Origin of the sequence: Luteibacter rhizovicinus (assembly GCF_004342265.1) — a bacterium.
Lineage (GTDB): Bacteria > Pseudomonadota > Gammaproteobacteria > Xanthomonadales > Rhodanobacteraceae > Luteibacter > Luteibacter rhizovicinus_B.
Genome location: NZ_SMCS01000003.1, coordinates 530,258 through 555,350, shown reverse-complemented (window position 1 = coordinate 555,350; position 25,093 = coordinate 530,258). Strand labels below are relative to the sequence as shown.

24 protein-coding genes and 1 pseudogene are annotated in these 25,093 nt (G+C 64.1%); 15 read left to right on the top strand and 10 right to left on the bottom strand.

Annotated elements, in window-relative coordinates; all coding sequences use genetic code 11:
• The 6 genes from EC912_RS10855 (at position 1) to EC912_RS10830 (ending at position 6,808) form a co-directional block, all read left to right on the top strand.
• Positions 1–1,218: an ABC transporter permease gene (locus tag EC912_RS10855; RefSeq protein ID WP_132143796.1), complete on the top strand. Its 1,218-nt coding sequence runs from the start codon at positions 1–3 to the stop codon at positions 1,216–1,218.
• 90 nt (positions 1,219–1,308) lie between these two features.
• Entirely contained in the window at positions 1,309–2,643 is a 1,335-nt protein-coding gene (locus EC912_RS10850) for a sigma-54-dependent transcriptional regulator (protein ID WP_132143794.1), read from the top strand.
• A 45-nt stretch (positions 2,644–2,688) separates the two neighbouring features.
• On the top strand, positions 2,689–4,059 hold the full coding sequence (locus EC912_RS10845) for a sensor histidine kinase (RefSeq protein WP_132143792.1): 1,371 nt from the start codon (positions 2,689–2,691) through the stop codon (positions 4,057–4,059).
• Between the two features lie 49 nt (positions 4,060–4,108).
• Complete coding sequence (locus EC912_RS10840) at positions 4,109–5,083, top strand: SPFH domain-containing protein (protein WP_132143790.1); 975 nt, start codon at positions 4,109–4,111, stop codon at positions 5,081–5,083.
• A 4-nt stretch (positions 5,084–5,087) separates the two neighbouring features.
• Positions 5,088–5,540, top strand: coding sequence for an NfeD family protein (locus EC912_RS10835; protein ID WP_132143788.1), 453 nt, complete (start codon positions 5,088–5,090; stop codon positions 5,538–5,540).
• Positions 5,528–6,808 (top strand): threonine/serine ThrE exporter family protein, encoded by a 1,281-nt coding sequence (locus tag EC912_RS10830; protein ID WP_132143786.1) that lies wholly within the window; start codon positions 5,528–5,530, stop codon positions 6,806–6,808. The genes EC912_RS10835 and EC912_RS10830 overlap by 13 nt, the downstream gene beginning before the upstream one ends.
• Before the next feature lie 68 nt (positions 6,809–6,876).
• Here EC912_RS10830 and EC912_RS10825 read toward each other — a convergent pair whose 3' ends face one another.
• From EC912_RS10825 to EC912_RS10815, 3 genes are all read right to left on the bottom strand, one after another.
• On the bottom strand, positions 6,877–7,197 hold the full coding sequence (locus tag EC912_RS10825; RefSeq protein ID WP_132143784.1) for an H-NS family nucleoid-associated regulatory protein: 321 nt from the start codon (positions 7,195–7,197) through the stop codon (positions 6,877–6,879).
• Between the two features lie 193 nt (positions 7,198–7,390).
• On the bottom strand, positions 7,391–9,088 hold the full coding sequence (locus tag EC912_RS10820) for a proline--tRNA ligase (RefSeq protein ID WP_132143782.1): 1,698 nt from the start codon (positions 9,086–9,088) through the stop codon (positions 7,391–7,393).
• A 101-nt stretch (positions 9,089–9,189) separates the two neighbouring features.
• Positions 9,190–9,609 carry a DUF4124 domain-containing protein gene (locus EC912_RS10815; RefSeq protein WP_132143780.1) on the bottom strand — a complete coding sequence of 140 codons (420 nt, stop codon included), beginning with the start codon at positions 9,607–9,609 and terminating at the stop codon, positions 9,190–9,192.
• Between the two features lie 161 nt (positions 9,610–9,770).
• Here EC912_RS10815 and pssA point away from each other — a divergent pair, with 161 nt between their 5' ends.
• From pssA to rimI, 3 genes are read left to right on the top strand one after another with little or no spacing between them, the layout of a single operon-like run.
• The gene (gene pssA, locus EC912_RS10810; protein ID WP_132143778.1) at positions 9,771–10,556 is read left to right on the top strand and encodes a CDP-diacylglycerol--serine O-phosphatidyltransferase; all 786 of its coding nucleotides are present in this window, start codon (positions 9,771–9,773) and stop codon (positions 10,554–10,556) included.
• A 3-nt stretch (positions 10,557–10,559) separates the two neighbouring features.
• Positions 10,560–11,042, top strand: coding sequence for a hypothetical protein (locus EC912_RS19655; RefSeq protein WP_243649227.1), 483 nt, complete (start codon positions 10,560–10,562; stop codon positions 11,040–11,042).
• 5 nt (positions 11,043–11,047) lie between these two features.
• A complete protein-coding gene (gene rimI, locus EC912_RS10800) occupies positions 11,048–11,524 on the top strand; it encodes a ribosomal protein S18-alanine N-acetyltransferase (RefSeq protein WP_132143776.1) in 477 nt (158 codons plus the stop codon).
• A 402-nt stretch (positions 11,525–11,926) separates the two neighbouring features.
• Here the strand turns inward: rimI and EC912_RS10795 are convergent, their stop codons facing one another.
• Complete coding sequence (locus EC912_RS10795) at positions 11,927–14,407, bottom strand: ABC transporter permease (protein WP_132143774.1); 2,481 nt, start codon at positions 14,405–14,407, stop codon at positions 11,927–11,929.
• Positions 14,404–14,979, bottom strand: a pseudogene (locus EC912_RS10790) (ABC transporter ATP-binding protein); the annotation flags it as partial. The pseudogene EC912_RS10790 and the gene EC912_RS10795, both read right to left, overlap by 4 nt.
• Positions 14,980–15,088: 109 nt before the next feature.
• Between EC912_RS10790 and EC912_RS10785 the strand changes: the two are divergent.
• The 5 genes from EC912_RS10785 to EC912_RS19395 all read left to right on the top strand — a co-directional run bounded on the left by EC912_RS10785 (position 15,089) and on the right by EC912_RS19395 (position 18,964).
• Positions 15,089–15,700, top strand: a complete 612-nt coding sequence (locus EC912_RS10785; RefSeq protein ID WP_132143770.1) for an arylesterase — start codon at positions 15,089–15,091, stop codon at positions 15,698–15,700.
• A 164-nt stretch (positions 15,701–15,864) separates the two neighbouring features.
• The gene (locus tag EC912_RS10780) at positions 15,865–16,593 is read left to right on the top strand and encodes a response regulator transcription factor (protein ID WP_132143768.1); all 729 of its coding nucleotides are present in this window, start codon (positions 15,865–15,867) and stop codon (positions 16,591–16,593) included.
• A gap of 89 nt (positions 16,594–16,682) precedes the next feature.
• Positions 16,683–17,612 (top strand): sensor histidine kinase, encoded by a 930-nt coding sequence (locus EC912_RS10775; protein ID WP_243649226.1) that lies wholly within the window; start codon positions 16,683–16,685, stop codon positions 17,610–17,612.
• A 75-nt stretch (positions 17,613–17,687) separates the two neighbouring features.
• On the top strand, positions 17,688–18,680 hold the full coding sequence (locus tag EC912_RS10770; protein WP_132143893.1) for an isoaspartyl peptidase/L-asparaginase family protein: 993 nt from the start codon (positions 17,688–17,690) through the stop codon (positions 18,678–18,680).
• 116 nt (positions 18,681–18,796) lie between these two features.
• Complete coding sequence (locus EC912_RS19395; protein ID WP_165973569.1) at positions 18,797–18,964, top strand: hypothetical protein; 168 nt, start codon at positions 18,797–18,799, stop codon at positions 18,962–18,964.
• A 182-nt stretch (positions 18,965–19,146) separates the two neighbouring features.
• On the opposite strand, the gene EC912_RS10765 is transcribed toward EC912_RS19395, so the two are convergent.
• The 5 genes from EC912_RS10765 to EC912_RS10745 form a co-directional block, all read right to left on the bottom strand.
• Positions 19,147–19,569: a redoxin domain-containing protein gene (locus EC912_RS10765; RefSeq protein ID WP_243649225.1), complete on the bottom strand. Its 423-nt coding sequence runs from the start codon at positions 19,567–19,569 to the stop codon at positions 19,147–19,149.
• Positions 19,570–19,667: 98 nt separating this feature from the next.
• Positions 19,668–20,855, bottom strand: a complete 1,188-nt coding sequence (locus EC912_RS10760) for a sialidase family protein (protein WP_132143762.1) — start codon at positions 20,853–20,855, stop codon at positions 19,668–19,670.
• A 5-nt stretch (positions 20,856–20,860) separates the two neighbouring features.
• Positions 20,861–21,442 (bottom strand): response regulator transcription factor, encoded by a 582-nt coding sequence (locus EC912_RS10755; RefSeq protein ID WP_132143760.1) that lies wholly within the window; start codon positions 21,440–21,442, stop codon positions 20,861–20,863.
• Complete coding sequence (locus EC912_RS10750) at positions 21,439–22,614, bottom strand: ATP-binding protein (protein WP_132143758.1); 1,176 nt, start codon at positions 22,612–22,614, stop codon at positions 21,439–21,441. Before EC912_RS10750 ends, EC912_RS10755 begins: the two co-directional genes overlap by 4 nt.
• A gap of 165 nt (positions 22,615–22,779) precedes the next feature.
• Positions 22,780–24,315 carry a peptide MFS transporter gene (locus EC912_RS10745; protein ID WP_132143756.1) on the bottom strand — a complete coding sequence of 512 codons (1,536 nt, stop codon included), beginning with the start codon at positions 24,313–24,315 and terminating at the stop codon, positions 22,780–22,782.
• A gap of 326 nt (positions 24,316–24,641) precedes the next feature.
• Between EC912_RS10745 and EC912_RS10740 the strand changes: the two genes are divergently transcribed.
• Positions 24,642–25,013: a diacylglycerol kinase gene (locus EC912_RS10740; protein ID WP_132143754.1), complete on the top strand. Its 372-nt coding sequence runs from the start codon at positions 24,642–24,644 to the stop codon at positions 25,011–25,013.
• The last annotated feature ends 80 nt before the right edge of the window (positions 25,014–25,093 follow it).

Here is a 25,093-nt window from a genome sequence, read left to right as displayed (position 1 = left end):
ATGGACATCCTTCCTATACTTTCCACGCTGCGCAGGCACAAGGTCACGGCGGCACTGGTGATCCTCGAGATCGCACTCACCTGCGCGATCGTGTGCAACGCCGTGTTCCTTGTCGGCCAGCGTCTGGACAACATCAGCACGCCAAGCGGAATCGTCGAGAACGAATTGCTGCAGATCACGGCGAACGGCATCGGCGACCAGCCCGATGCCCATGCCCGCATCACCGCCGATCTGGCGGGTTTACGGCAGATTTCCGGCGTTGATTCGGTCACGATGGCGAACCAGGTACCGTTCGGTTCTTCGTCGTGGAACTCGTCGATCAAGCTTAGCCTCGATCAGAAGCGCCCGACGGTACAGAGTGTCACGGTGTATTACGGTGAGGACATACCGAAAGTATTCGGCGTGGAAATCATTGCCGGACGCGCGTTCCAGACAAACGATTACACCTGGTTCGACGACGCCGCCAAGAGCGGCAATGCCACGTTCCCGAAGATTGCCATCATCTCCGACGCCCTGGCGCGAAAACTCTTTCCGGACGGTAACGCGGTCGGGAAGACGATCGTCACCGGAACGAACGAAGTGCGGATCGTCGGCGTGGTGAAGAGGCTGACCCGCCCGTCGATCATGGATTATTCGACAGCCGGTTACAGCATGCTTCTGCCGATCCGTATGACGATGTCGATGGGAGCCAGCTTCATCATCCGCACGCAGCCGGCCGAACGCGAACGCGTACTGGCTGCCGCGGTGACCAAGCTCAAGGCGATGGACAACCGTCGCGTCATCACGGAGAAGCGAACCTTCGACGATGTACGCAAGGCTTATTTCGCCAGCGACCGTGCGATGACCGGCCTGCTTATCGGCGTCTGTGTCGCTCTGATGATCGTTACCGCGCTGGGAATCGTTGGTCTGGGCAGCTTCTGGGTTGCCCAGCGCCGCCGGCAGATCGGTGTCCGTCGTGCGCTCGGCGCACGACGCAAGGACATCCTGCGATACTTCCAGACCGAGAACTTCCTGCTGGCCACGATTGGCATCGTCATTGGCATGGTGATGGCGTTCGGCATCAATCTGCTGTTGATGGCGCATTACGAACTGCCGCGATTGCCGGCGATCTATTTTCCGGTGGGCGCGGTACTGTTGTGGCTGCTGGGTCAGGTCGCCGTTCTCGGCCCGGCGTTGCGGGCCGCTTCCGTTCCCCCCGTCGTAGCGACCCGCGGATGATCCCGGGCCGGGCATAATGCCGATGGGGGTCGACGGGGTTGCAACCTTTTCGTCGGCGGCGGCATCCATCGTTGCATGCGAAAGGACATCATGCGTTCCGTACTGATTATCGATGACAACCCCGCAGTGGGCGAGGCGCTTTCTCTTGCGCTCTCCCTGCGGGATATCCGTGCGCTGGTAGCGCATACCCCCGAGGAAGGGCTCGACATCCTGGCGCGCGAGCAGGTCGACGTCGTCATCCAGGACATGAACTTCACGGCCGACACCACGTCGGGCGAGGAAGGCTCTGCGCTGTTCAGGGAGATACGCTCGCGGCATACGGACCTGCCCGTGATCCTGCTGACCGCCTGGACGCATCTGGAAAGCGCCGTCGAACTGGTGAAGGCCGGCGCCGCCGACTATCTCGCCAAGCCCTGGGACGACGCCAAGCTGCTCCAGACGGTGGAGAACCTGCTGGAGCTGTCCGAGTCGACACGCGAAGTCACGCGTGCGCGGATCGAACGGCGCAAGCGTCGCGAGGCACTGCAAAACAAATACGAACTCGATGGTCTGGTCTTCGCCTCCGAAGGCATGGGCCGCACCATCGAACTGGCCTGCCAGGTCGCCCGGTCCGACATTCCCGTGCTGGTGACCGGTCCCAACGGTGCCGGCAAGGAACGCATCGCGGCTATCGTGCATGCCAACTCGCCGGTCCGTCGCGGCCCGTTCATCGCGGTGAACTGCGGTGCGTTACCCGGCGAGTTGATCGAAGCCGAACTGTTCGGCGCCGATGCCGGAGCCTATACCGGCGCGAACAAGGCGCGCGAAGGCCGTTTCGAAATGGCCGACGGCGGCACGCTGTTCCTCGACGAGATCGGCAACCTGCCGCTTCCCGGGCAGATGAAGCTACTGCGCGTACTGGAAACGGGACAGTTCGAACGGCTGGGGTCCGGACGCACGCGTCAGGCGAAGGTACGCGTCATCAGCGCGACCAACGCGGATCTGAAGAGCATGATCCGTGCGGGGACGTTCCGCGAAGATCTTTATTACCGGCTCAACGTCATCGAAGTGAACCTGCCGCCGCTCGCCGAACGCACCGACGATATCCTGCCGCTGGCCGAGCACTTCCTCGAAGAGCGCGCGATGCTGACGGAAGAGGCTCGCGAAGCGCTGCTGGCGCATAGCTGGCCAGGCAACGTGCGGGAACTGAAGAACGCGATCATGCGTGCGGCGTTGCTTGCGCCACAGGGCCGTATCGAGGCGACGCATCTGAACCTTCCGGTCGCGGTCTCCCTCGCGGGGCGCAATCTGGACGAACCGACACGCGAATCCGTCGAGGCGGCGCTGGCTTCGGCCGGTGGCGTCATCAGTCGCGCGGCGAATTCGCTCGGGTTGTCCCGGCAGGCGCTGTACCGTCGCATGGAGCGCTACGGCCTGGCGACGTGATCTGGTAGCGTTGCGACGGTCGCCGGGGGATAGGGGAGTGCGTGCATGAGAAAGATGTCCCTCGAAGGACGGATGACGATCCTGATCGGAAGCTCCGCGCTGGTCGGTGCGCTTGTCTTCGCCTCCGTTACCGAATGGCCGCTGCCGCAGCTGATCAGCTGGATGGGCAGTTCGCCGAAGCATCCGGCCGCGGCTTCGGAGCCGATCGGCCCCTGGGGCGCGCTCACGCTCAGCGTGCTGGTGCTGCTGCCGTTGTCGGCATGGCTGGCGCATGCGGTCATGCAGCCGCTGCGCAGCCTGATGCGCGCGTTGCAAAGCGCCGTGGCCAGTTATCGCGATGGCGACTTCAGCGTTTCCATCGCCTCGTCGCGTAGCGACGAGCTGGGCGATCTGATCCACATGCACAACGCGCTGGGCCAGACCCTGCGCGACCAGCGTCAGCATCTTGCCCAGCGGGAGCTCATGCTCGATACCGTGGTGCAGAACACACCCGTTGCGCTGGTGCTGACCGATGCACAGGGCAAGGTGACCTACGCCAATATCGCGGCGCGTCATCTGTTCAACGAAGGCCGCACATTGGCCGGGCTGAATTTCGAAGATATGTTGGTCACGATGCCCGAAGCCCTGCGCAAGGCGGCGCAGGGGGGCGAGGACGCCTTGCTGACCGTCGAGATGGATGGGGGAGAAGAAACCTTCCACCTTTCGCAGCGCAATTTCCGGTTGCAGGGCCGGCCGCATCGCCTTCAGCTGTATCGCCGCATGACGCGCGAGCTGTCGAGACAGGAAGTGGCGACGTGGAAACGGGTGATCCGCGTGATCAGCCACGAACTCAACAATTCCCTCGCGCCGATTTCCTCGCTGTCGCATTCCGGTGCCGAGCTGGTGCGGCGGGGCGATCTGGAACGGCTGCCCGGCGTGTTCGCCTCCATTGGCGATCGTGCGCGACACCTGCATGGCTTCATCGCCGGATATGCGAGTTTTGCGAAACTTCCGAGCCCCCAGCCGCAATCCATCGAGTGGAAGCCGTTCCTCGACGCGTTGGCGCTCCATAGCGAGTTCCGGTTGCAGTCCGACGCACCCGAGCAGCCCGGGCGGTTCGACGCGGTCCAGATCGAACAGGTGCTGATCAACCTGATCAAGAACGCGCACGAGGCCGGAGGCGCGCCGGAGGAGGTCACCCTGGATATCCACGTCGTCGGCCGCGAGCTTCGGATCGAGGTCGCCGATCGTGGCCCCGGAATGAACGAAATGGTGCTGGCACAAGCGTTGCTGCCGTTTTATTCGACCAAGCGCTCCGGCACCGGCCTGGGCCTGGCGCTGGCGCGCGAGATCGCGGAAGCGCATGGCGGCCGCATCGCGCTGGCCAACCGCGAAGGCGGCGGTTTGCGCGTAAGCCTGCTGTTGCCGCTGCCCTGACGACGTTCACCTATACTCCCCCTTATCCACAGGAACCGGAGTAGAGGGAATGGGAAGTATCGTCGCGCTGGTTGTCGTCATGGTCGTGGTTGTCGTCCTCGCCAAACTGATCCGTATCGTGCCGCAGGGCTATGAATGGACCGTCGAGCTGTTCGGCAAGTACACGGGCACCCTCACACCGGGCCTGCATTTCCTTATTCCGTTCGCCTATGGCATCGGCCGGAAAATGAACATGATGGAACAGGTGCTGGACGTTCCGTCGCAGGATGTCATCACCAAGGACAATGCCGTCGTGCGAGTCGACGGCGTGGTGTTCTATCAGGTGCTCGACGCAGCCAAGGCTGCGTATGAAGTCGCCAACCTCGAAGGCGCGGCACTCGCGCTGATCATGACCAATATCCGTACCGTGCTCGGTTCGATGGACCTGGACGAAAGCCTGAGCCAGCGCGATGCGATCAACGCCAAGTTGCTTGGCGTGATCGACGAAGCGACGCATCCGTGGGGCGTCAAGGTTACCCGCATCGAGATCAAGGATATTTCGCCGCCGCGCGACCTCGTCGACGCCATGGCGCGCCAGATGAAGGCCGAGCGCGAGAAGCGCGCGAACATCCTCGATGCCGAGGGTTACCGGCAGGCGGCCATCCTCAAGGCGGAAGGCGAAAAGCAGTCCGCCATTCTCGAAGCCGAAGGCAAGAAAGAGGCTGCGTTCCGCGAAGCGGAAGCCCGCGAGCGCAAAGCCGAAGCCGAGGCGAAGGCAACGACCATGGTGTCCACGGCGATCGCTGGCGGCGACGTCAATGCGCTCAATTACTTCGTGGCCAACAACTACGTCGAGGCGCTGAAGGAAATGGCGAAGTCGCCCAATCAGAAGATGCTGCTGCTACCGATCGAGGTCACCGGCATCCTGGGTTCGCTGGCGGGCATCGCCGAGCTGGCGAAGGACTCGCTCAGTTCCCAGCAACAAGCTCGCGCGACGCAGAACAATGCGAACGCGGACGTACGTACACCGCCGCCGATTCGCTGACGACATGGGAGCCGACGTGGCATTGCATTATCTCTGGTGGATCGTCGCTCTCGTCCTTATCGGTGGCGAGGTCATCCTGCCTGGCTACTTCATGTTGTGGATTGGCATTGCCGCGGCGGCGATGGGCATCGTGCTGCTGGCCGCGCCCGATCTCGGGCCGATCGCGCAGGCGGTGATTTTCGCCGCCTTCGCCTTCGTTTCCTGCTTCGTTTACTGGAAACTGGTCCGGCCGCGCATCGAGCGCATTCCGGCGGGCAACGAACGGCTCAATCGTCGTGGCGAGCAGATGATCGGTCAGCGTTACGAGCTGATCGAGCCCATCGTCAACGGTCGCGGCAAAGCGCGCGTCGGCGATGGCATGTGGCTGGTCAGTGGACCCGACCTGCCCGTGGGCACGAAGGTGGAAGTCACCGGTGTGGATGGCACGACGCTGCAGGTAAAGGCATGGGCGTCGTAGGAACCCACGTCCCCACCTCGTTCGCCACCACGGCGATCAACACGCGGATCGCGTTCCTCGTCGAACTGGCCCGGCGACTCCATCAGTACGGCACTACGGCGCCGCGACTGGAAGGAGCCATGTCCAGCGTGGCGCAGCGTCTTGGCCTGGTCGCCGATGTCTGGTCCAGTCCCACCGCGATCATCGTCTCCTTCGCCGACCAGGCGCAGGGCGACGAAGGCGTGGCGCAGGTCACCCAGGTCATGCGCTTGCCGCCCGGGGATGTGAACCTTGCGCGTCTGTGCGAGGCGGATCGCATCGCGGACGCGGTCATCGATGGGCAGATGGGTCTGCGCGAGGGCTTCCAGTCGCTGCGTGCGCTGGGCGCCCCGGATACCCGGCGTGCGCAGGCCGGTCTGATCGCCAGCTACGGTCTGGCCGCCGCCACGGTCGTCGCGCTGCTGCTGCACAGTTCGTGGGTGGATCTGATCACGGCGGGCTTCATCGGCATCGTCATCGGCAGCATTACCGTCGCGTCCGCTACCCGTCCGCGTCTCGCCGTCGCCAGCGAAGCCATCAGCGCCATGGTGGCGACCGTCATCGCTACCGTCGTCAGCGCGTATATCGTGCCGCTGGCGTTGAAGTCGGTCATTCTCGGCAGCCTCATCGTGCTGCTTCCCGGCATGGCGCTGACGACCGCCGTACGCGAGATATCCAGCGGACATCTCGTGGCGGGTGTCGCGCGGATGGGCGGCGCCGTCGCCACGTTGCTCAAACTCACGTTCGGCGCCGTCGCGGCCAGCCAGGTTTGCGAGGCCATCGGCATCCAGACCCACGATTACGTCGTGCCGCCATTGCCCGCCTGGGCCGACTGGCCGTCGCTGGTTCTGGGTTCCTTCGCCTTCGCCATCCTGTTTCGCGCAGCGCGGCGCGACTGGCTGGTTGTGATGGGGTCGGTGATTCTTGGTTATCTGGCCACACGCTGGGGCGGCTCGATTTCCGGTTCGTTGCCCGGCGCGCCGGTCGGCGTATTCATTGGCGGGGTGCTGCTCGGCGCATTGAGCAATGTATATGCGCGGTTCGCGCACCAGCCCGGAGCGGTAGTACGCGAGCCGGGGATTATTCTTCTTGTGCCGGGAAGCGTGAGTTTTCGCAGCGTGTCCTATTTACTGGATCGGGACGCCTCGCTGGGCATGGATACCGGATTGCTCGGCATCACCTTGCTGGTGTCGCTGGTCGCGGGCCTTCTGTTCGGCGATTTGCTGGTGGCACCACGCCGCTCGCTTTAATCGTCCGCGATCGACCATAAAAAACGCCGGCATTGCGCCGGCGTTTTTTTATGGTCAATGAGCCGGAATCAGACCAGGAGGTCTTTTTCCTTCTTACCGGCCTTCAGCGCTTCGTTGAACCAGCGCGGGCGTTTGCCGCGACCGGACCAGGTCTGTTCGGGACTGGCGGGATTGCGATATTTCGGAGCGACGGTGCCGCCGACGCGCTTTACCTTGCCGCGTGCACCGAATACGTCGTCGAATACGAAGCCTTCGGCCTTGATCAGCGCGTGGATTTTCTCACGCAGCTTCACGACTTTGTCCTTGCGCAATTCGGTCTGACGCGATTGTGCCTTCGTGATCAGATCGTTTAGCTGATTGTGATTGAGATTTTTGATATCGACCGCCATGGGAAACTCCGCATTTTTTTGGTTGAACTCTATTGCCCCGCACCATGAGTCGTTCGCGGGAATGCTCATGGTGAATTACTTACCGATTCTCTCCCACGCGTACGCTAAATGCAAAAAAGCCGGGCTAAAGCCCGGCTTTTCATGAAATCGCCGCGTGCGATTAATAAGCGCTAATACGATTAATCTGAAAACCTCAGGCGAGAAGTGCCAGCAGGTCGTCGCGGGTAATGGCGCGAGCTTCGGTTTCGGTGCGCTGGCGGTATTCCAGGGTGCCGGCGGCGAGGCCGCGCTCGCTGACGACGACGCGATGCGGAATGCCTATCAGTTCCATATCGGCGAACATCGAGCCAGCGCGCAGGCCCCGATCGTCCAGCACCGTTTCGATGCCGGCCTGCGACAGTTCCCGATAGAGCGATTCGGCCGCTTCGCTGACTTCCGGCGAGTTCTTCGGATTGATCACGCACACCGCGACACGCCACGGGGCCATGGCGTCCGTCCAGATCATGCCCGCGTCGTCATGACGCTGCTCGATGGCGGCGGCGACGATGCGGCTGACGCCGATGCCGTAGCAACCCATGTACATGGTGGCGAGCTTGCCCTGGTCGTCGAGGACATTGGCTCCCATGGCTTCGGCGTACTTCTGGCCAAGCTGGAAGATATGGCCCACTTCGATACCGCGTGCCAGGTGCAGCGTGCCGTGGCCGTCCGGCGAGGCATCGCCTTCGACAACTTTGCGCAGATCGACCACGCGGTCGATGCGGGCGTCGCGCTGCCAGTTGGCTCCCGTGTAGTGGGTGCCGTCCTGATTGCCGCCGCAGACGAAGTCCGCCAGCATGGCCGCGTTGCGATCGACGATGACCGGAATGCTTTCGGGCAGACCGACCGGGCCGATGAAACCGGGGCGCGTGCCGATGGCGGCGATAATTTCCTCTTCGCTGGCGAGCTCGGACTCATCCGGCAGTTCGGGCAGGTGGGCCGCCTTCACTTCGTTGAGTTCGTGGTCGCCGCGCACGCACAACGCCACGAGGCCTTCGCGGCCGCGCACGATGATCGTCTTGATGCACTGTGCCGGCGACACGCCGAGTGCAGCGGAGACTTCATCGATGCTGCGCTGGGTGGGCGTCGGAACCCGGATCAGGTCGGCGGACGGAGCAGGGCGCTCGCCTGTCGGCGCGCGGGCTTCGGCCAGTTCGATATTGGCGGCGTAGCTGGAACCGTCCGAGAAGGCGATGGCGTCTTCGCCCGAATCGGCCAGTACCTGGAATTCATTGCTGGCGCTGCCGCCGATCGCGCCGGTATCGGCGTCCACCGCGCGGAACGTCAGTCCCAGACGGGTGAAGATGCGCGAATAGGCGTCGTACATCACCTTGTAGGTTTCAGCGAGCGATTCGTGCGTCAGATGGAACGAATAGGCGTCCTTCATCAGGAATTCGCGCGCGCGCATCACGCCGAAACGCGGGCGGATTTCGTCGCGGAACTTGGTCTGGATCTGGAAGAAATTGAGCGGCAGCTGCTTATAGCTTTTCAGCTCGTTGCGCGCGAAATCGGTAATGACTTCCTCGTGCGTCGGGCCATAGCAGAAGTCCTGCTCCTTGCGATCCTTGATCTTCAGCAGCTGGTTGCCGAATTTCTCCCAGCGACCGGTTTCTTCCCAGAGCTCGCGCGGCTGTACCGACGGCATCAGTATTTCGATGGCGCCAGCACGGTTCATTTCCTCGCGGACCACGTTTTCCACCTTGCGCAGCACGCGCAGGCCCAGCGGCGACCAGGTGTACAGGCCCGAGGCGAGCTTGCGAATCATCCCGGCGCGCAGCATCAGCTTGTGGCTGGCGACTTCGGCGTCGGCGGGTACTTCCTTGACGGTGGCGAGGTGGAACTGGCTGAGACGCATGAGTCTGAAGATCCGGGGGTAAAGAAGGAGATTATAGGCGTGCACCATGGCCACGCGCCCGTCCGGGGCGGCGCGGAATCCGGCTCAGGGCCGTCGGCCGATTACTTGCAGTAAGTCTGGTATTGCGTCTGAGCCGCTTCCTGCTGCTGCTTGCGGCCGTTGGCATCCAGCTGTGTCTGGCCGCCTTTGCCGTCGTCGGCCGAGACGGGCTGGCTCGACGCCAGCAGGTCGATGTTGGCTTTCAGCTGCGTGCAGAGCTTCTTCCGGTTGTCCGGCGTGTCGGCGGTAGTCCCGGCCGGAGCCTTGTTCGCGGCCGCCGGGGCTGGCGCGGGCACGGGAACGGGCCCCGGAGCCTCGGCGGTCCCGTTGGTATGGACCTTGTCGAACTTCGTGCCGGTGGTCGGCGGAGCATCGGTGTAGTGGGTGACGCCTTGCGCGTCCTTCCACTTATAGAACTGCGCCTGGCCGTGGGCCATGGTGGCAACCGAAACGAGCAGAGCGACGACCAGGTAACGGCGCATGGAGCGGAATCCAGTGGGTGATGGCGCGGGTACAGTTATCATCCGTGGCGGGCGCATACAAGCGGCCCGTCCCGCAATGTGACCCAGGACACGCGGCAGGCGGTCTACGCACGCATCGTCCCAGTCCATTAAACTGATTGCCCACCGTCCCGGAATGGACCATGACCGATCCGACTCCCGCTCGGGCGCCGCGCCATCGCGGCATCTACCTTCTGCCGAACCTGTTCACCACGGGAGCCATGTTTTCGGGCTTCTACGCCATTGTGTCCGCCATCAACGGGCACTACGCGACGGCGGCATTCGCCGTGTTCGTCGCTGGCGTGCTGGACGGCATGGACGGGCGCGTGGCGCGTATGACCAATACGCAGAGCGAATTCGGCGTCCAGTACGACTCCCTGTCCGACCTGGTCAGCTTTGGCCTGGCGCCCGCGCTGGTCATGTACACCTGGGCGCTCTCGTCCCTGGCCGACTACGGCCGGGTCTGGGGCAAGATCGGCTGGGCGGCCGCCTTCATCTATGCGGTCTGCGCGGCGCTTCGCCTCGCGCGGTTCAACACCCAGGTGGGCGTCGCCGATAAGCGCTATTTCCAGGGTCTTGCCAGCCCGGCGGCCGCGGGGCTGTGCATGTCCTTCGTCTGGACCATGGAAAAATTCGATATTCCGGGGCCGTCGGTGGCGTTCTTCGCCATGCCGCTGGCCATTCTTGCCGGCCTTCTGATGGTCAGCAACGTGCGCTATTACAGCTTCAAGGCCTGGCCGAAGGGCGACCGCGTGTCGTTTATCTGGCTGATTGCCGCGGTGCTGATCGTGGTGGCGCTGCTGATCGACACGGCACGCGTTCTTTTCGCCGTGGCCGTCATCTACGTGGTGTCCGGTCCGGTGATGACACTTTGGGGTCGTGCGACCCATCGTCGGCGCGCGCGTCGGCACGCGCGGGCGCAGGACTGACCGGTGGCCGCTGTTGCCGCCATCGCCGATCCACGCAGGCGCGCACGCCTGCTTCGCGTCATGGGCGTCACGCCATGGCGTCTGCGGACGTCGCCGGGCGTCGCTGTCGACGACTCCGCGCATGATGCCGGCGGTTCGGTCATGGGTGTCGATGCGGTCTGTGTGGTCGTCATTCCGGCCGGTTGCAGCGAACGCGAACTCGATCTGCTGGGCCGCGCCTTGCGTGCTTCGGGTTCGGTCGTGGCCCGTGCGGCGCGGCTGGAAGTCGGCGCGCAGGGGCTTGGACCGGTGCCGGTGGCGCGCTCCTATCTAGTGTTTGGCGAAGGTCAGGCCCGTGCGCTGGGACACGATCTTCCCGCGGCCGTGATGAGCGCGGCGCACATCGTCCTGGTCGATACGCCTGCGGCCGTCCTGGCCGATCCCGCCGCCAAGCGGCGTTTGTGGAATGGCCTGCGCGCCCTGAGGCGCGCACTGGCCACGAGCTGACCGGAATGGTTGCGGTTGCCCGACCCTCGACGGAAGTTCGCGCGATGCATCGCGAGGATCTGGACGCCGTGGTCGCGATCGAGCAGGAGTCGTACGACTTTCCCTGGACCGCCGGTATTTTTCGCGACTGTCTGCAGGTGGGACATAACTGCTGGGTAATCGTGCACGACGGGGAAATCGCCGGTTACGGCATCTTGTCGGTGGCTGCCGGCGAGGCGCATGTGCTGAATATCTGCATTGCGAATCAGCACCGGGGATTGGGGTATGGCCGGCGGATGATGGGGCGCTTGCTGGATCTGGCGCGCTGGTATGGCACCGAGCGCGTATTCCTCGAAGTGCGACCTTCCAATCCTGTGGCCAAGGGGTTGTACGAGTCGCTGGGGTTTGCGCAGATCGGGCGGCGGCCGGGGTATTACCCGGCTAAGTCTGGGCGTGAGGATGCGATTGTCATGGCGTTGGATATGGTTTCGCCCGCTTTGTAGTCGTGGTTTGCTTTGCGGCGTGTTGCTAGAAGAGCACCGTCATTCGGGGCGTCGTCGCATGGAACCAGCCGTCCCCCTCGCCGGGCCCACGTCGGGCGGTCGCTGCGCGACGCGGGTGGACTGGCGGGGCTCGGTGAGCGGGCTTCCTGCCCGCGCACCGAGGAAGGGGCGTCCTGCCCCTTCCCCCCTTCGGGGGCCTTATCCGCCAGTCCACCCTCACCCTCCTACCGGGCCCGGCGAGGGGGACGGCTGGTTCCACCGAGCGGTGAGGCAATGAGTGTGACGAGCTAAAGCGAATCGCTGACGTCCTCTCGCGCCGCCTCACCCCTCACCGTCGCTCCTGCCTGGGCAGGAGCGACGGTGAGGGTGTAACGGGGCGACAGGATCTTTTGTTGCGATGTTTTACTCCCGCAACAACTCCATGGGCGACGTTCGCAACACCTTCCGTGTACCGAACAATCCGATGGCCATGACAACGAACGCAGCGAGTGCGGCGGCACCGATCAATGGCCACAGCGGCGGCACGAAGCCTTCGATATGGAAGATCGCATTCCCCAGCCAGATACCCGCACCGGTAGCGCCCAGTGCCGCGGTGAGTCCGGCGACCAATCCCAGCAATGCGAATTCGCAAGCGGCCGCCGCACGTAGCTGACCGCGTCTTGCACCCAGCGTGCGCAGCAGCGCGGCTTCGTGGCGGCGTTCCTGCGCGCTTGCAGCCAGCGCGGCGGCAAGGACGAGTGCGCCGGCTAGCAGACTGAAGCCGAGTACCCAGCGCACGGCGGAGCCGACGCGATCGACGATTTCCCTGACCCGGTCGAGCAGTGCATCGACATCGACCAGACTGAGGTTGCCGTAATCGCGCGATAGCCTCGCTAGGTCGTCGGCGTGTCCGCGCGGCAGGTAGAAACTGGCCAGCCAGGTGTGCGGCAGATCGGCTGCGTGGGCGGGATCGAGGAGCAGGAAGAAGTTGACGCGGAACGAACTCCAGTCGACCTGGCGGACGCTTGCCACGCGCGCTTCCACTTCGCCTTCGCCGATGACGAAGCGCATGCGATCGCCGATTTTCAGACCGAACATATCGCGCCACGTTGTATCGATGGATACCTCCGCCTGCGCCGGCCGTTCGCCGGACCACTGGCCGCCGACGAGCACGTTCGACGGAGGCAGGTCGCCGCTCCAGGACAGACGTAACTGCCGGTCGGACCAGTCTTTCGCGCGTTCGTCCTTGAAGGTGAGCTGGGCGATGGGCTTGTCGTTGATGGCGGTGAGTTTGCCGACCGCGAGCGGGAGCATGTTGAGTTTGTTGGCGCCGAGGCCGGCGAGTCGATGTTCGAAGTCGGCGCGCTGGTCGTCCTGCAGGTTGAGTGCGAACCAGTTGGGTGTGTCGGCGGGAAGTTCGCGACGCCAGCCGTCGAGCAATGCGGGCGCGATGACCGCGAGCAGGAGCAAAGCGCACAGTCCCAACGATAGGGCCGTTGCCTGGATGAGGCTGAGTCCGCGACGCCGGGCGAGTGCCGCGAGGCCAAGGCGCAATGCCGGATGCGCGCCGGGCGCGACACGCCGCGCGATCCATAGGAGCAGGGCGGAGAGGCCGGCCGCCACCACCGCGACACCGGTAAGGCTGACGGCGAGGATGCCTGCGAGTTTCGCCGAATCGGCTTGCAGCCAGACCAGTGCGAGCGCGACGACCAGCGGTACCAGGTAGAGCGCGTCGAAACGACGGACGCTACGGCTCACGCTGTCCCTGAAAACGGCAACAGGCGGTACTTCCGCCAGACGTACCAGGGGCGGAAGCGCGAAGCCCGCCAGTACGGCCAGACCCACGGCAGCGGAGGCGAAGGCGGGGCTGAGCGGCAAGGTTGTCGGCACGCCGGCGAACATCTGGCTCGCGAAATACCAGGCGCCTTGTGCGAGTGCGAGCGAAATCACGACGCCGATCGCCGCGGCGGGCAAGGCCAGCGCGGCCAGCGTGGCGATCAGCAGGGCGGCGACGCGGCGACGCGGTGTGCCCAGGGCGCGGAGCAGGGCGACTTCGTTCGTCTTCCGGCGCGCGTAACGCGACGCCGCGAGCGCGATGGCGACGCCGGCAAGCAGCGCGGACAGCAGCGCGGTTAGCCGCAGGAACGAACTGGCGCGGTCGAACGCGGTGCGCATGCGTTCCTGCGTCTGTTCCGGCGTGATCAGTTCGGCGCCCTGCGGCAACGACTGGGTTTCGACGAAACGTCGCCAGTCGGCGACCTCGGCGAGCGTGCCTGCGACCAGCAGACGATGCCGCGCGCGGCTGCCGGTGGCGAGCAGGCCGGCGGCGTTTGCGTCGTCGAGACTCATCATTGCGCGCGGCGCCAGTGCGAACAGTTCGCCGCCATCGGGCAGGCGGATAAGTTCGGCCGTGACTTTCAGGTCGCGGCCACCCAGTTGCACGGTCTGGCCCGGCTGGATGCCGAGACCCACCATCGCGCGATGGTCGAGATAGACCTCGCCCGGCGGCGGTGCATGCGCGACACGGTCCTGACCGTCGATGCCGCGGATTTCCAGCGTGCCGCGCAGGGGATAGGACGCATCGCTCGCGAGGACGTCGACCAGCTGGCTACGCTGGTCGACAAAGGCGACGCTGGGGAAGGTCGCGCCGCGCGTGCTGGAAAGTCCGCGCTGGCGCGCGGCGTCGACCAGCGGCGCCGGCAGCGCCGAGGGTGCGGAGATACCCATGTCGCCGCCAATCAGTTCCGCGGCGCTGGCCAGTACGCCGCGTTCGATACGCGTCGATAGCGTGGCGACGACGCCAAGCGCGACGACGGCGAGTACCAGCGACGCGGCGAGGGTGCGCAGTTCGACCAGGTGCCATTCGCGACGGAGCGTACGCAAGGCCAGCCGGAGGACATTCACGCCACGACTCCCAGTCGACCGTCGTGAAGTGCCGCGCTACGTGTGCAACGGCCGGCGAGATGCGGATCGTGGGTGACGAGAATGAGTGTGGTCGCGTGGACGCGATTGAGTTCGAAAAGGAGGTCGCCCACGTGTTCGCCGGTGTGCTGATCCAGATTGCCGGTGGGCTCGTCGGCGAACAGTACGCGCGGCCGGTGCACGAACGCGCGCGCCAGCGCGACGCGCTGTTGTTCGCCGCCGGAAAGCTGGGCGGGATAGTGCCGGCGTCGCGCGCCCAGGCCCACCGATTCCAGCGCCTCGCGAGCGCGGTCCCGTGCATCGTCGTTGCCTTCCAGTTCCAGCGGGAGCATGACGTTCTCTTCCGCGGTCAGGGCTGGCAGCAGATGGAACGACTGGAAGACGAAGCCGACGAGGCGGCGGCGTACGGCCGCGCGCGCTTCTTCGTCCATTTTTTCCAGTGCCTCGCCATCGAGGCGGATGCTGCCGGTGGTCGGCGTGTCCAGGCCGGCGATCAGGCCGAGCAGGGTAGTCTTGCCCGAGCCCGACGCACCGACGATGGCGAAGCTCTCGCCTTTCGCGACCGCGAGGTTCACGCCACTCAGGATATCCAGCCGGCCCTCCGGGCCTGAAACCGACTTGCTAACATCGACTACTTCGAGAAGAACACGGGAAGAATCGCTCATGCGTCGTTGCCTGATCCTGTTGCTGTTCCTGTGGTGCGCCAGCGCCGCCGCGGCTTCGCCATCGCCACGGACTGTCCTGGTGCTCGGAGACTCGCTATCGGCCGCGCACAACATTCCGGTGGAAGCCGGCTGGGTGCACCTGCTGGAAGCGCGTACCTCGGACATGGAGCCGGCCTGGGCGGTCGTCAATGCCAGCATCAGCGGAGAAACCTCGCTGAGCGGCCGCAACCGGTTGCCGGCCCTGCTGGAGAAGTACAAGCCGGGTGTCGTCGTGATCGAGCTGGGCGCCAACGACGGTCTGCGTGGCCTGCCATTGGCGAAGCTGGGCGAAAACCTGGACGCGATGATTGCCGCCAGCGTTAAAGCTGGCTCGAAGGTGTTGTTGCTGGGCATCGAACTGCCGATCAACTACGGGCCGCAGTATCGCGACGGTCTGCGCGCGGTGTATCGCGATGCCGCCGCGAAGCACCGCGTCGCCCTCTTGCCGTTCCTGCTCGATGGCGTCGCGACGGACCCGTCGCTGATGCAGGACGACGGATTGCACCCCACCGCCAAAGGCGAGCCGCGTGTGGCGGAAAACGTATGGCCGGCACTGAAGCCGCTACTTTGATTGCCCTTATGCAGGAGCGCGCTCCTGCAGGGGGTTTCGCGCACCCCCGACGTTTTCTCCACATCGGTTACCCGAAGATGAACACCGATCGCGGCTCTTCACGCTGTTCTCACCGGCCCGGCCGTTAACTCTTCACATTTGTGAATTAGCAGAGGAGTAAGTCGATGAGCGCACACGACGAACAGAGTGGGCTGATTCTCCTGGTTGAAGATAATCGGGGAATTGCCGAAATGGTCGGCGAGTTCCTTGAGCGCAAGGGGTACTCCGTGGACTATGCCGCCGATGGCGTCAGCGGCCTCCATCTGGCCGTGAGCAATAGTTACGACGTCGTCGTGCTGGATCTGATGTTGCCCGGTATGGATGGTCTGGACCTTTGCCGCAAACTGCGTAAAGACGCCAAGAAATCCACGCCGGTGCTGATGCTGACCGCGCGCGATACGCTGGACGACAAGCTGGTGGGCCTCGAGGCGGGTGCGGACGATTATCTCGTCAAGCCGTTCGAAGTCCGCGAGCTGGAAGCGCGCTTGCGCGCCCTGATCCGCCGCGACCGTCGCCAGGTGTCGTCCGAAGTGCTCAATGTCGGCGACATGACGCTGGACACGGCAACGCTGCGGCTGACCCGCGAAGGTCAGGAACTGACGGTTTCGCCCATCGGTCTGAAGCTGCTGGCGATCCTGATGCGCGAATCGCCGCGCGTGGTCAGCCGGCGCGATATCGAGCGGGAAATCTGGGGCGACACGTTGCCCGATTCGGACACGCTGCGCTCGCATCTTTACAATCTGCGCCGCGTCATCGACAAGCCATTCGGCCGGCCGCTGCTGCATACCATTCATTCGGCCGGCTACCGCCTCGCCGATCTCGATTCCGAGGTTGCGGCTTCGCAATCGGCTTAAGACAGGATGGCTTCGGTGTAAACAGAATGGATGGCAGGGAACAACAGGCAGCGATAAGGCGTGGCACGTTTGGTCGACGACTGGCTATCGTGTTTGCGTTGCAGATCGTGGTCGTGCTGATTGCAACCTTCATGGGCATGAACAACGTGGCCCCCCTGTGGGCGGTGCTCGCTGTCGTGCTCTGTTCGGGCGGGCTGGCGTGGATGGCCGTCGCCCGGGAGTGGAAGCCCGTGTCCGCGCTGGCACGGGCGATGGAGACATGGGATCCGAACCGTCCGGACATGGAGGTTTTCGGTTCGGGTCATCTGTCGCGAAAGTCCGATGGCGATGTCGTGTCGCTGGTGAAGAGCCTGCACGGATTCGCCACCCGCATCGAAAGCTACGGCGAACGCGAACGCAACTTCACGCGTGATGCGAGTCACGAACTGCGCAGCCCGCTCACGGTGATCAAAATGTCCTCGGACATGCTCGCCGACGAACCGCTGCTCAGCGAATTCGGTCATCGTTCCCTGGAACGCATCCGTCGTTCGGCACGCGAACTCGAAGCCCTTGTAGAGGCGTTCCTGATCCTTTCGCGAGAGTCGGACAAGGGCCTCGCCGAAGAAGATTTCATCGTCAACGACGTACTGCGACAGGAAGTCGAATACGCACGCGAGCTGATCGCGGGACGTCCTGTCGAACTGATACTGGACGAACCGGCCACCTTCGCCCTGCATGCATCGCCAAGGGTTTTCGCGGTGTTGTGCGGACAACTGATACGGCACGCCTTGCAGCAGACCGATCAGGGCAGGATCGTGGTCACGGTGATGCCCGGCAGCGTCAGCGTGATCAATCCCGCTGTCGACGCGGTCGAGGCGCCGAGTGCGCGAAAGGCGCATACATCGGTCGACCGGCACGGTTTCGATCTGGCGATCGCGCGGCGCCTGAGCGACCGGTTCCAGTGGCCGCTGGAACTGCGGACGCTTCCCGGTGCGAACCGCATCGCGAGCATACGTTTTCCTCATCCGCAGATAGCCTAGGGCATCCCTCGCTATACTCCCCCGTGTCACCTGGGAGGGGTAGCCATGAAGTTCTGTTTTCCGTTCGCCTTTGCGATGGTCACGGCCGGTGCGGCTGGTATCGCGACCGCCGCGACGCCCGTACTCGTCATCCATGGCGGCGCGGGTGTGATCAAGCGCGACATGTCGCCCGCGAAGGACAAGGCGGTGCGCGCCGCCATGACGCAGGCACTGACGGCAGGCTACGCCGAACTCAAAGCCGGCAAGGCGTCGATCGATGCCGTGAGCGCCGCGATCGTGGTGCTGGAAAACGATCCCAACTTCAATGCGGGTAAGGGTGCCGTCTTCACTCACGAAGGGAAGAACGAACTCGACGCCGCGATCATGGACGGCTTCACGCTGAAAGCCGGTTCGGTCGCCGGCGTGCAGCGGGTCAAGAATCCGATCCTGCTCGCTCGCGCGGTGATGGAGCATTCGCCGCACGTCATGCTTGCCGGTCCGGGGGCCGAAGCGTTCGCGAAGGAAAACGGTATCGAACTTGTCGATCCTTCCTATTTCCGTACCGACGAGCGATGGCAGCAGTTGCAGAAAGCGTTGAAGGAAGACGCTACGAAATCGGCTCACGCCGACGAAGAAACCGCGAAGCACTTCGGCACGGTGGGCGCCGTCGCGCTCGATGCGGCCGGTCATCTCGCAGCGGGTACGTCCACGGGTGGCATGACCGACAAGCGATGGGGCCGTATCGGCGACTCGCCGCTGATCGGTGCCGGTACCTATGCGAACGATGGCTGCGCGGTATCCGGCACGGGTTGGGGCGAGTTCTATATCCGCACCGTCGCGGCGCACGAACTATGCATGCGCGTAACCCAGATGCGCGTGCCGCTGGCGCGCGCGGCAGCGGAAGTGATCAATCAGGAAATTCCCGCGCTCGGCGGTAATGGCGGTGCGATCGCGCTGGATAGCGAAGGACATATCGCGATGCCGTTCAACACCGATGGCATGTTCCGTGGGTGGATCGGTGCGGATGGCGTGCCGCATGTCGCCATTTATGGCGACGAGGACGATGGCGTCGAACCGAAGGCTCCCTGACGCGTAACGCGCGAGCGGACAAAGGGTTCCTTCGCCACGCCTACGTCGAACGGCTGACTGGCCTCTGTGCTGCGCGCGGCCCGAGCATATCTCTTCATTAACCGGAGAGGTATGCCATGGAACATGAGCGGAAAAACCAGAAGCCGGTCCCGTTCGATGAGGACGGCTCCAGAGCGACTTACGACGCGACCGTGGCGAAGTACAAGGAAGCCGCGCCCGACAAGGCGACGATCGACACATGGTTATCGCGCTTCAGCGACGGCAAGTTCGGCGATATCGTTTAGCCACCTCCCGCGAACGTCCCGGACTCCGGCTTGGAGAAACTTACGGAGCACCTGCAGCGGTTGCTATCTATCGCCTGCTTCGTGCTGGAGTACGACGATGTCGATAGGGATCGCTCTTTTATATCGATCGACCCCGGTTGTGAAGGGATCGAAGACGAGGGATTCAGGGTCTTCCGCGATGCTTATAGTGCGATCTTCGCGAGACGCTTCGCATCCAGCGCACCGCTGTAACCCTGGCGCGTGCCATCGGCGCGAATCACCAGCGTACGCGGCGTTTCGCCGCCCCAGGCCGGGTCGATGAGATAGTTCAGCCGGTCGGGTGTCGCATCGGCGTACGCGCGCGACGGTACGTCGGCGAGTCCGGCCTGCTTCAGGCGCGCATCGATCGCTTCGTGCTGTTCGATGCTATCGGTCGCGACGATCACCAGATCGATATCGCGATGCTCGCGCTGAAGTTTCGCCAGCGCGGTCAGGTTCTCTTCGCAGTAAGCACAGTCCAGCGACCATAACGCGATCACACGCTCGCCTTTCGCCGGCGCGGCGACAAGCGCCTTAACCCCATCCGCCGCCAGCGGCGTCACCGCGAAAGCACTGTGCGCAAACAAAACCCCAGCGACAAAAAGAAGCACCCGAGCGCGATCCCTGCGAAGCGAGAAGACAAACGAAGCAAATGAAGCGGATGTCCTGGTGATCCCGGAACCCATCAAAGCAACTCCGTCAAAACAAGCCGAAACCCATCCGTCGTATTCCATGCGACAAATGCACGCCCATCCCGCAGCAGCAACTGCGGCCATCCGGCACTCCCGGCTGTACGCGCAATCTCCCGCGCTTCGGTGAAATGCGCGCCACCGTCCGTCGACTCACGCAGCATCAACGATAAGCCTTCGGCGGTCTGCTGGTGATAAACGATCCAGACATGCGTACCTGCAACCGCGAGATCGGCGTGTGCGGCACCCGCACCGGCTACCTCCAGCGTATGTACGGGCGCTTTACCCGGCACCAGCTGGCCGTACCAGATCGTGGCCTTGCCGTCGGCGGCACTGAACCACACGGCGTGACGCGTGCCGTCGTGCGCGATCGCGAGCGACGGACCATGGTGCGGACAGCCTTCGATATGCCACTGGGTGAACGTCGCACGCTGCGCTTTGACGGGCGGGCTGTCGGTCTGCAATAGCGCGTACGCATGGTCGCGGATGTTGTCGCCATAGATGGCGCGGAAGAACGCGGCGATGTTACCGTCCGGCGTGGCGGCCAACGCGATACGGCAGCATTCGCAGCTCTGATCCGTGATTTTTTTCTCGGGATGGAACGTGGCGCCGCGATCGTCCGACCACGTGTAATACGTCGCGGCGCCCAGATAAGGTTTGTTCGATGCGGTCGCCGCTTCCAGATCGCGTTTGTCGATCCAGGCGACGACGACGCGGCCCTTGCCGTCCACGGCGATGGAATCGAAACGATGCGTGATTTCGGCACGGTCGGTGTGGACCGTTACGGGGGCATCGAAATGCGCGCCGCCATCCAGCGAACGCGAGAACCGCACGAAACCGGTATACGGCTTCGCGCGTGGCTGCGACCAGCTGACGTAAATCTCGCCCTTCGGACCCAGCACGATCTTGGGGCGATTTTCGCCCTCGGCATAAATCGGCTCGGGCGTCGGGTTGACGATGACCGGATCGCTGAGGGTACGGCCCATGTCGTCGGAATGGCGGACGCGGATGTGTTGACCGGCTGCGTCGACGACCCACAGTCGCCCGCCCGGTTCGAGTGCCGCACCGAAGCCTAGCGTCGAGGTATGCCCGCCCATGGCGGCATGATCCATGGCCATGCCTTCGTGTGCCTGAGCGGCTACCGCGAAAGGCACGAGGCAAAGCAGCAGAAGTCGTCGCCACATGGTGTTCAACCTTCTTCGGGACGTTCGCGTACGGGATGCTTGCTGAGCTTGCGCTGCAGCGTGCGCCGATGCATGCCGAGGCGTCGCGCGGTCTCGGAAATATTGCCTTCGCACTCGGTCAGTACGCGCTGGATGTGTTCCCACTCCAGGCGTCGCAGCGGCAGCGGGGCGTCGGGGGCATCGAGCGGGTCGTCGCTCTCGCCGCCCGCATCGCCGTCCAGCAGGGCGCGCACGACGGCATCGGCGTCGACCGGCTTGGCCAGGTAATCGTGAGCGCCGCGCTTGATCGCCTCGACGGCCGTGGCAATAGATGCGTAGCCAGTCAGCAGGAGGATCCGGATATCCGGCACCAGCGTCTGGAGTTCCGGGATCAGCCGCAAGCCGTTCTCATCGCCCAGCTTCAGGTCGAGTACGCAGTAGCGAGGCTGGTGACGGCGGGTCAGCGCACGGGCATCGTCGGCGTTGTCCGTCGATATGACTTCGAATCCGCGCGATGTGAGCGCGCGCGTGAGGACGCGCGCGAAGGTCGTATCGTCGTCGACGATCAGCAGGGGACGTCCCGGGACGGGAACGGCTTGTTCGCTCATGATGGTTCTCCGATGACCGCAAGAGGCAGGCGCAGACGCATCTCCGCCCCTTGGTCGGTATTGATGGCGGCGAGCTCGCCGTTGAGACGTTCGGCGGTGGCTTCGGCCAGCGCGAGGCCGAGACCCAGGCCGGTGGTTTTACGCGACAGACCGAGCGTGCCCAGATCGTCGTCGCTTTCGTCGAAGCCGGGACCGTGATCGCGGACGATCAGTTCGAGCCAGGCGCCGTCCACCCGCGCTTCGAGCGCAACGGCGGCGCTGTCGTTCATCGAGGACGCGTCGACGGCGTTGTTGAGCAGGTTGATCAGCGCATGCCGCAGACCCGGCGGCGAGCGCAGCATGGTCGCTCCCGCCGCATCGTCGAGCGTGACTTCGAGATCGGCTTCGGGCCGAAGCAACTGGAAGCGTTCCAGACAACCATGCAGGAACGCCGACAGCGTCACGCGCTCGGGCACCTGCGAAAGCTGCGCCTGACCGAATGCCACCATTTCGCGAAGGATCGTGCGGCAACGTTCGACCTGTCCCTGGAGCAGTTCGAGGTCCTCGGCCAGCACCGTGTCGTCGGCGTGTTCGCGGCGCAGTTCGGGAAGCAGGGTACGCATCGTCGACAACGGCGTGTTGAGCTCATGCGCCGCGCCGGCCGCCTGTGTCGCGATAGCCAGAATGCCTTCGTCGCGAAGCGCGCGTTCGCGTACGCGCTGCACCTCGGACTGCTGCACGCGCAGTGTGCGCGCCAGATTGCTGATGAAAACGCCGAGCAGGATGGCGGTGATGATGAAGTTCACGCCCATGCCCGCCACGTGCAGGTCGAAATCCGTGACCTGGCTGCCGCTGGTGGGCAGCGATACGTGGAACGGCACCAGCAGCACATAGGCGATGCCGGCCAGCGCGGCCACGGCGGAAACGCCTCGGATCGTGAGGGCCGCGGCGGCAAGCGCGATCGGCACCAGCAGCAGCGTCACGAACGGATTGCTGGCGCCGCCCGTGAAGTAAAGGAGATAACCCAGGACGACGGTATCGGCGGCGATATGGATCACCGCCTCCCATTCGCTCAGCGGCCAGGGCTGGAGCAGGCGCCACGACGCGTACGCCGCGAAGACCGCCAGCATGCCCACGCCGATGAACAGGGGCAGCAACGGTACTTCGACGCCCATGACCGTCGTCGAGAACATGATCGCGACGCTTTGCCCGGCAATGGCGCACAGGCGTAGCCAGGCCAGGGTTCGCGCGAGGGCGAAGGGGCCTGAACGAGGGCGGAGCGATTTACGTTGGTCGGTCACGGCGGTTGGGGAGGGGCCATGGAAAGAAGGCCGCCCTTGAGGGGGCGGCCTTCGATTTTACAGGTCTTCGTTATGTACCGGAGGCACTGGCGGGATAAAGCTTAGTGCGTGGCTCATCGAAAGCTTTTTCATCAGCGGCAGCATCGCCACGGCGATGGCCGTGCAGACGATGCCGGTGAGGCCGAGCTTGTTGAACAGGCTGGTATAGATGTCGAGCGACTGGATCGGATCCTGAAGATCCTTCGGGATGCTGGCGTAGTTCGCCACCACGCTGCCCATGTACTGGGCGACGCCCACGGCGACGTAATAGGCACCCATCATGAAGCCGCCCATGCGGGCCGGCACGTAGCGGGCGATCATCGCCAGGCCCAGGCCGCTGACCAGCAGTTCGCCCAGCGAATACAGGCCGTAACCCCAGACCATGTACCAGGACGAAATCTGGCCGGCCACGGCGGTATGCGCGCCGAGCCCGTAGATGAAGAAGCCGGCCGCGACGGCGGCGAAGCCGAGCGCGAACTTGCCGGCGACGGGCAGGTCCTTGCCGGTCTTGCCGAGGCTGTTGTAGACCAGCACCAGTATCGGGCTAAGGATCACGATCCAGATCGCATTGAGCGACTGGAACTGCTCCGGAATCCAGTTGAAGATGTGCAGGCCGAACAGGTTGAACGACAGATCGACGTTGCGCTGCGCGAACAGGTTCAGCGATGTCGACATCTGCTGATAGAAGATGAAGAAGAAAATCGTCTGCACCGTCAGCACCAGCGCGGCAACCAGGCCGGCGCGTTCGCTGGGTTCGCTGGAACGGATCAGGTGCGCGAAGATGCCTAGGATCACGACGCCGGCGGCGTAGACGCAAAGTTTCGCGACACCCTGGTTCTGCAGGATGAACGCCGCGACCAGCACCATGACGATGCCGCCGAGGAATACGGCGGCCGCGCGGCCGAAGTTGACGGGACGCTCATCCGGACCGGAGCCGATGTGCGCGAGCGTGCGACGCATCAGCGCGTAATTGATCAGGCCGAGGACCAGGCCGATCGAGCAGACGCCGAAGGCCGTATGCCAGCCGAGTGCATCGCCGTAGTGTTCGCCGACGTAGTCGCGAATCCAGGGCGTCAGCAGCATCGATACCGTCGAGCCGATGTTGACGGCCATGTAGTAGATGGTGAACGCGCTGTCGATGCGGACTTCGTCGCCCTCGTAGATCTTGCGTACGAGGTTGCCGGCGTTGGGCTTGAACATGCCGTTGCCGACGGTGATCACGCCGAGTGCGATGTACAGGAAATAGGGGTTGTTCGTCGGAATCCAGAGCAGGGCGTAACCCAGGGCCAGGACCACGGAGCCGGTCAGCATGGTGCGGCGTGTGCCGAGCAGCTTGTCGCCGACCCAGCCGCCGATCGCGGGGGTGGCGTAGATCAGTGCGGCAGCCGCGCCCCATACGAGGTTTGCGTCACTGTCTCCGAAGCCGAGCTTCTTTACCATGTAGGTGACCATCAGCACCTGCATGCCGTAGAAGCCGAAGCGCTCCCACATTTCGATCAGGAATACGGTGCTGAATGACTTGGTCTGTGAAACGGGTGGATTCTGGATTGCCATGGGGTCTTCCGTACTGATACCGGGTACGAGGCGGCCCGTCGGCCGTCTCCCGCGTTGCGAGCCTGAACCGGGCCACAACCGGTCAAGCGTAACCCAAATGGTCGCTTTCGGTGCCATCGTCCCGTCATGGGGCTGTGGCAGAGGCGCGGCATGTCGCCGCAGGGGCCGGTCTCAGGGCGCCGGGGGCGCCTTGTGGCATCATGCGAGGCTTCGTGATCACGACCCGGCCGGACCGCATGCCCGACATATTTTCCCAAGCCCGCGCCGCCGATCGGTTTTTTGCAGGAGCGCCTGCAGGCGCTCCGACGATGGGAGGCCTGTAACCCATGGCCAGTACCGAAGGGCGCGGCCCGCGCCAGATATTCGCTGCTTTCCAGTGGTCGATGAAGGGTCTGGCGGCCTGTTTTCGTCACGAAGCCTCGTTCCGCCTCGAAGTCTGGATCGCCGTCGTGGTCGTCCCGCTCGGTCTCTGGCTGGGTAACGGTGGCGTCGAGAAGGTCCTGCTGATCCTGTTCCCGATGCTGGTGCTGTCGGCCGAATTGCTCAATTCGGCGATCGAGGCGGTCGTGGACAAGGTGAGCCCCGAATTCCACGAGCTGGCTGGCCGGGCGAAGGACATGGGTTCCGCCGCCGTTTTCATCCTGTTGACGATGGTTGCGGTGACCTGGGCCCTGATCCTCGGGCCGCGCTGGTTCTGAACCGGCAGTGCCGGTAACTGCCGTGGTCATTGCATCGTGCGGGCTGGCGATGCTTCTATAGCCATCCCATGCAAGGAGCC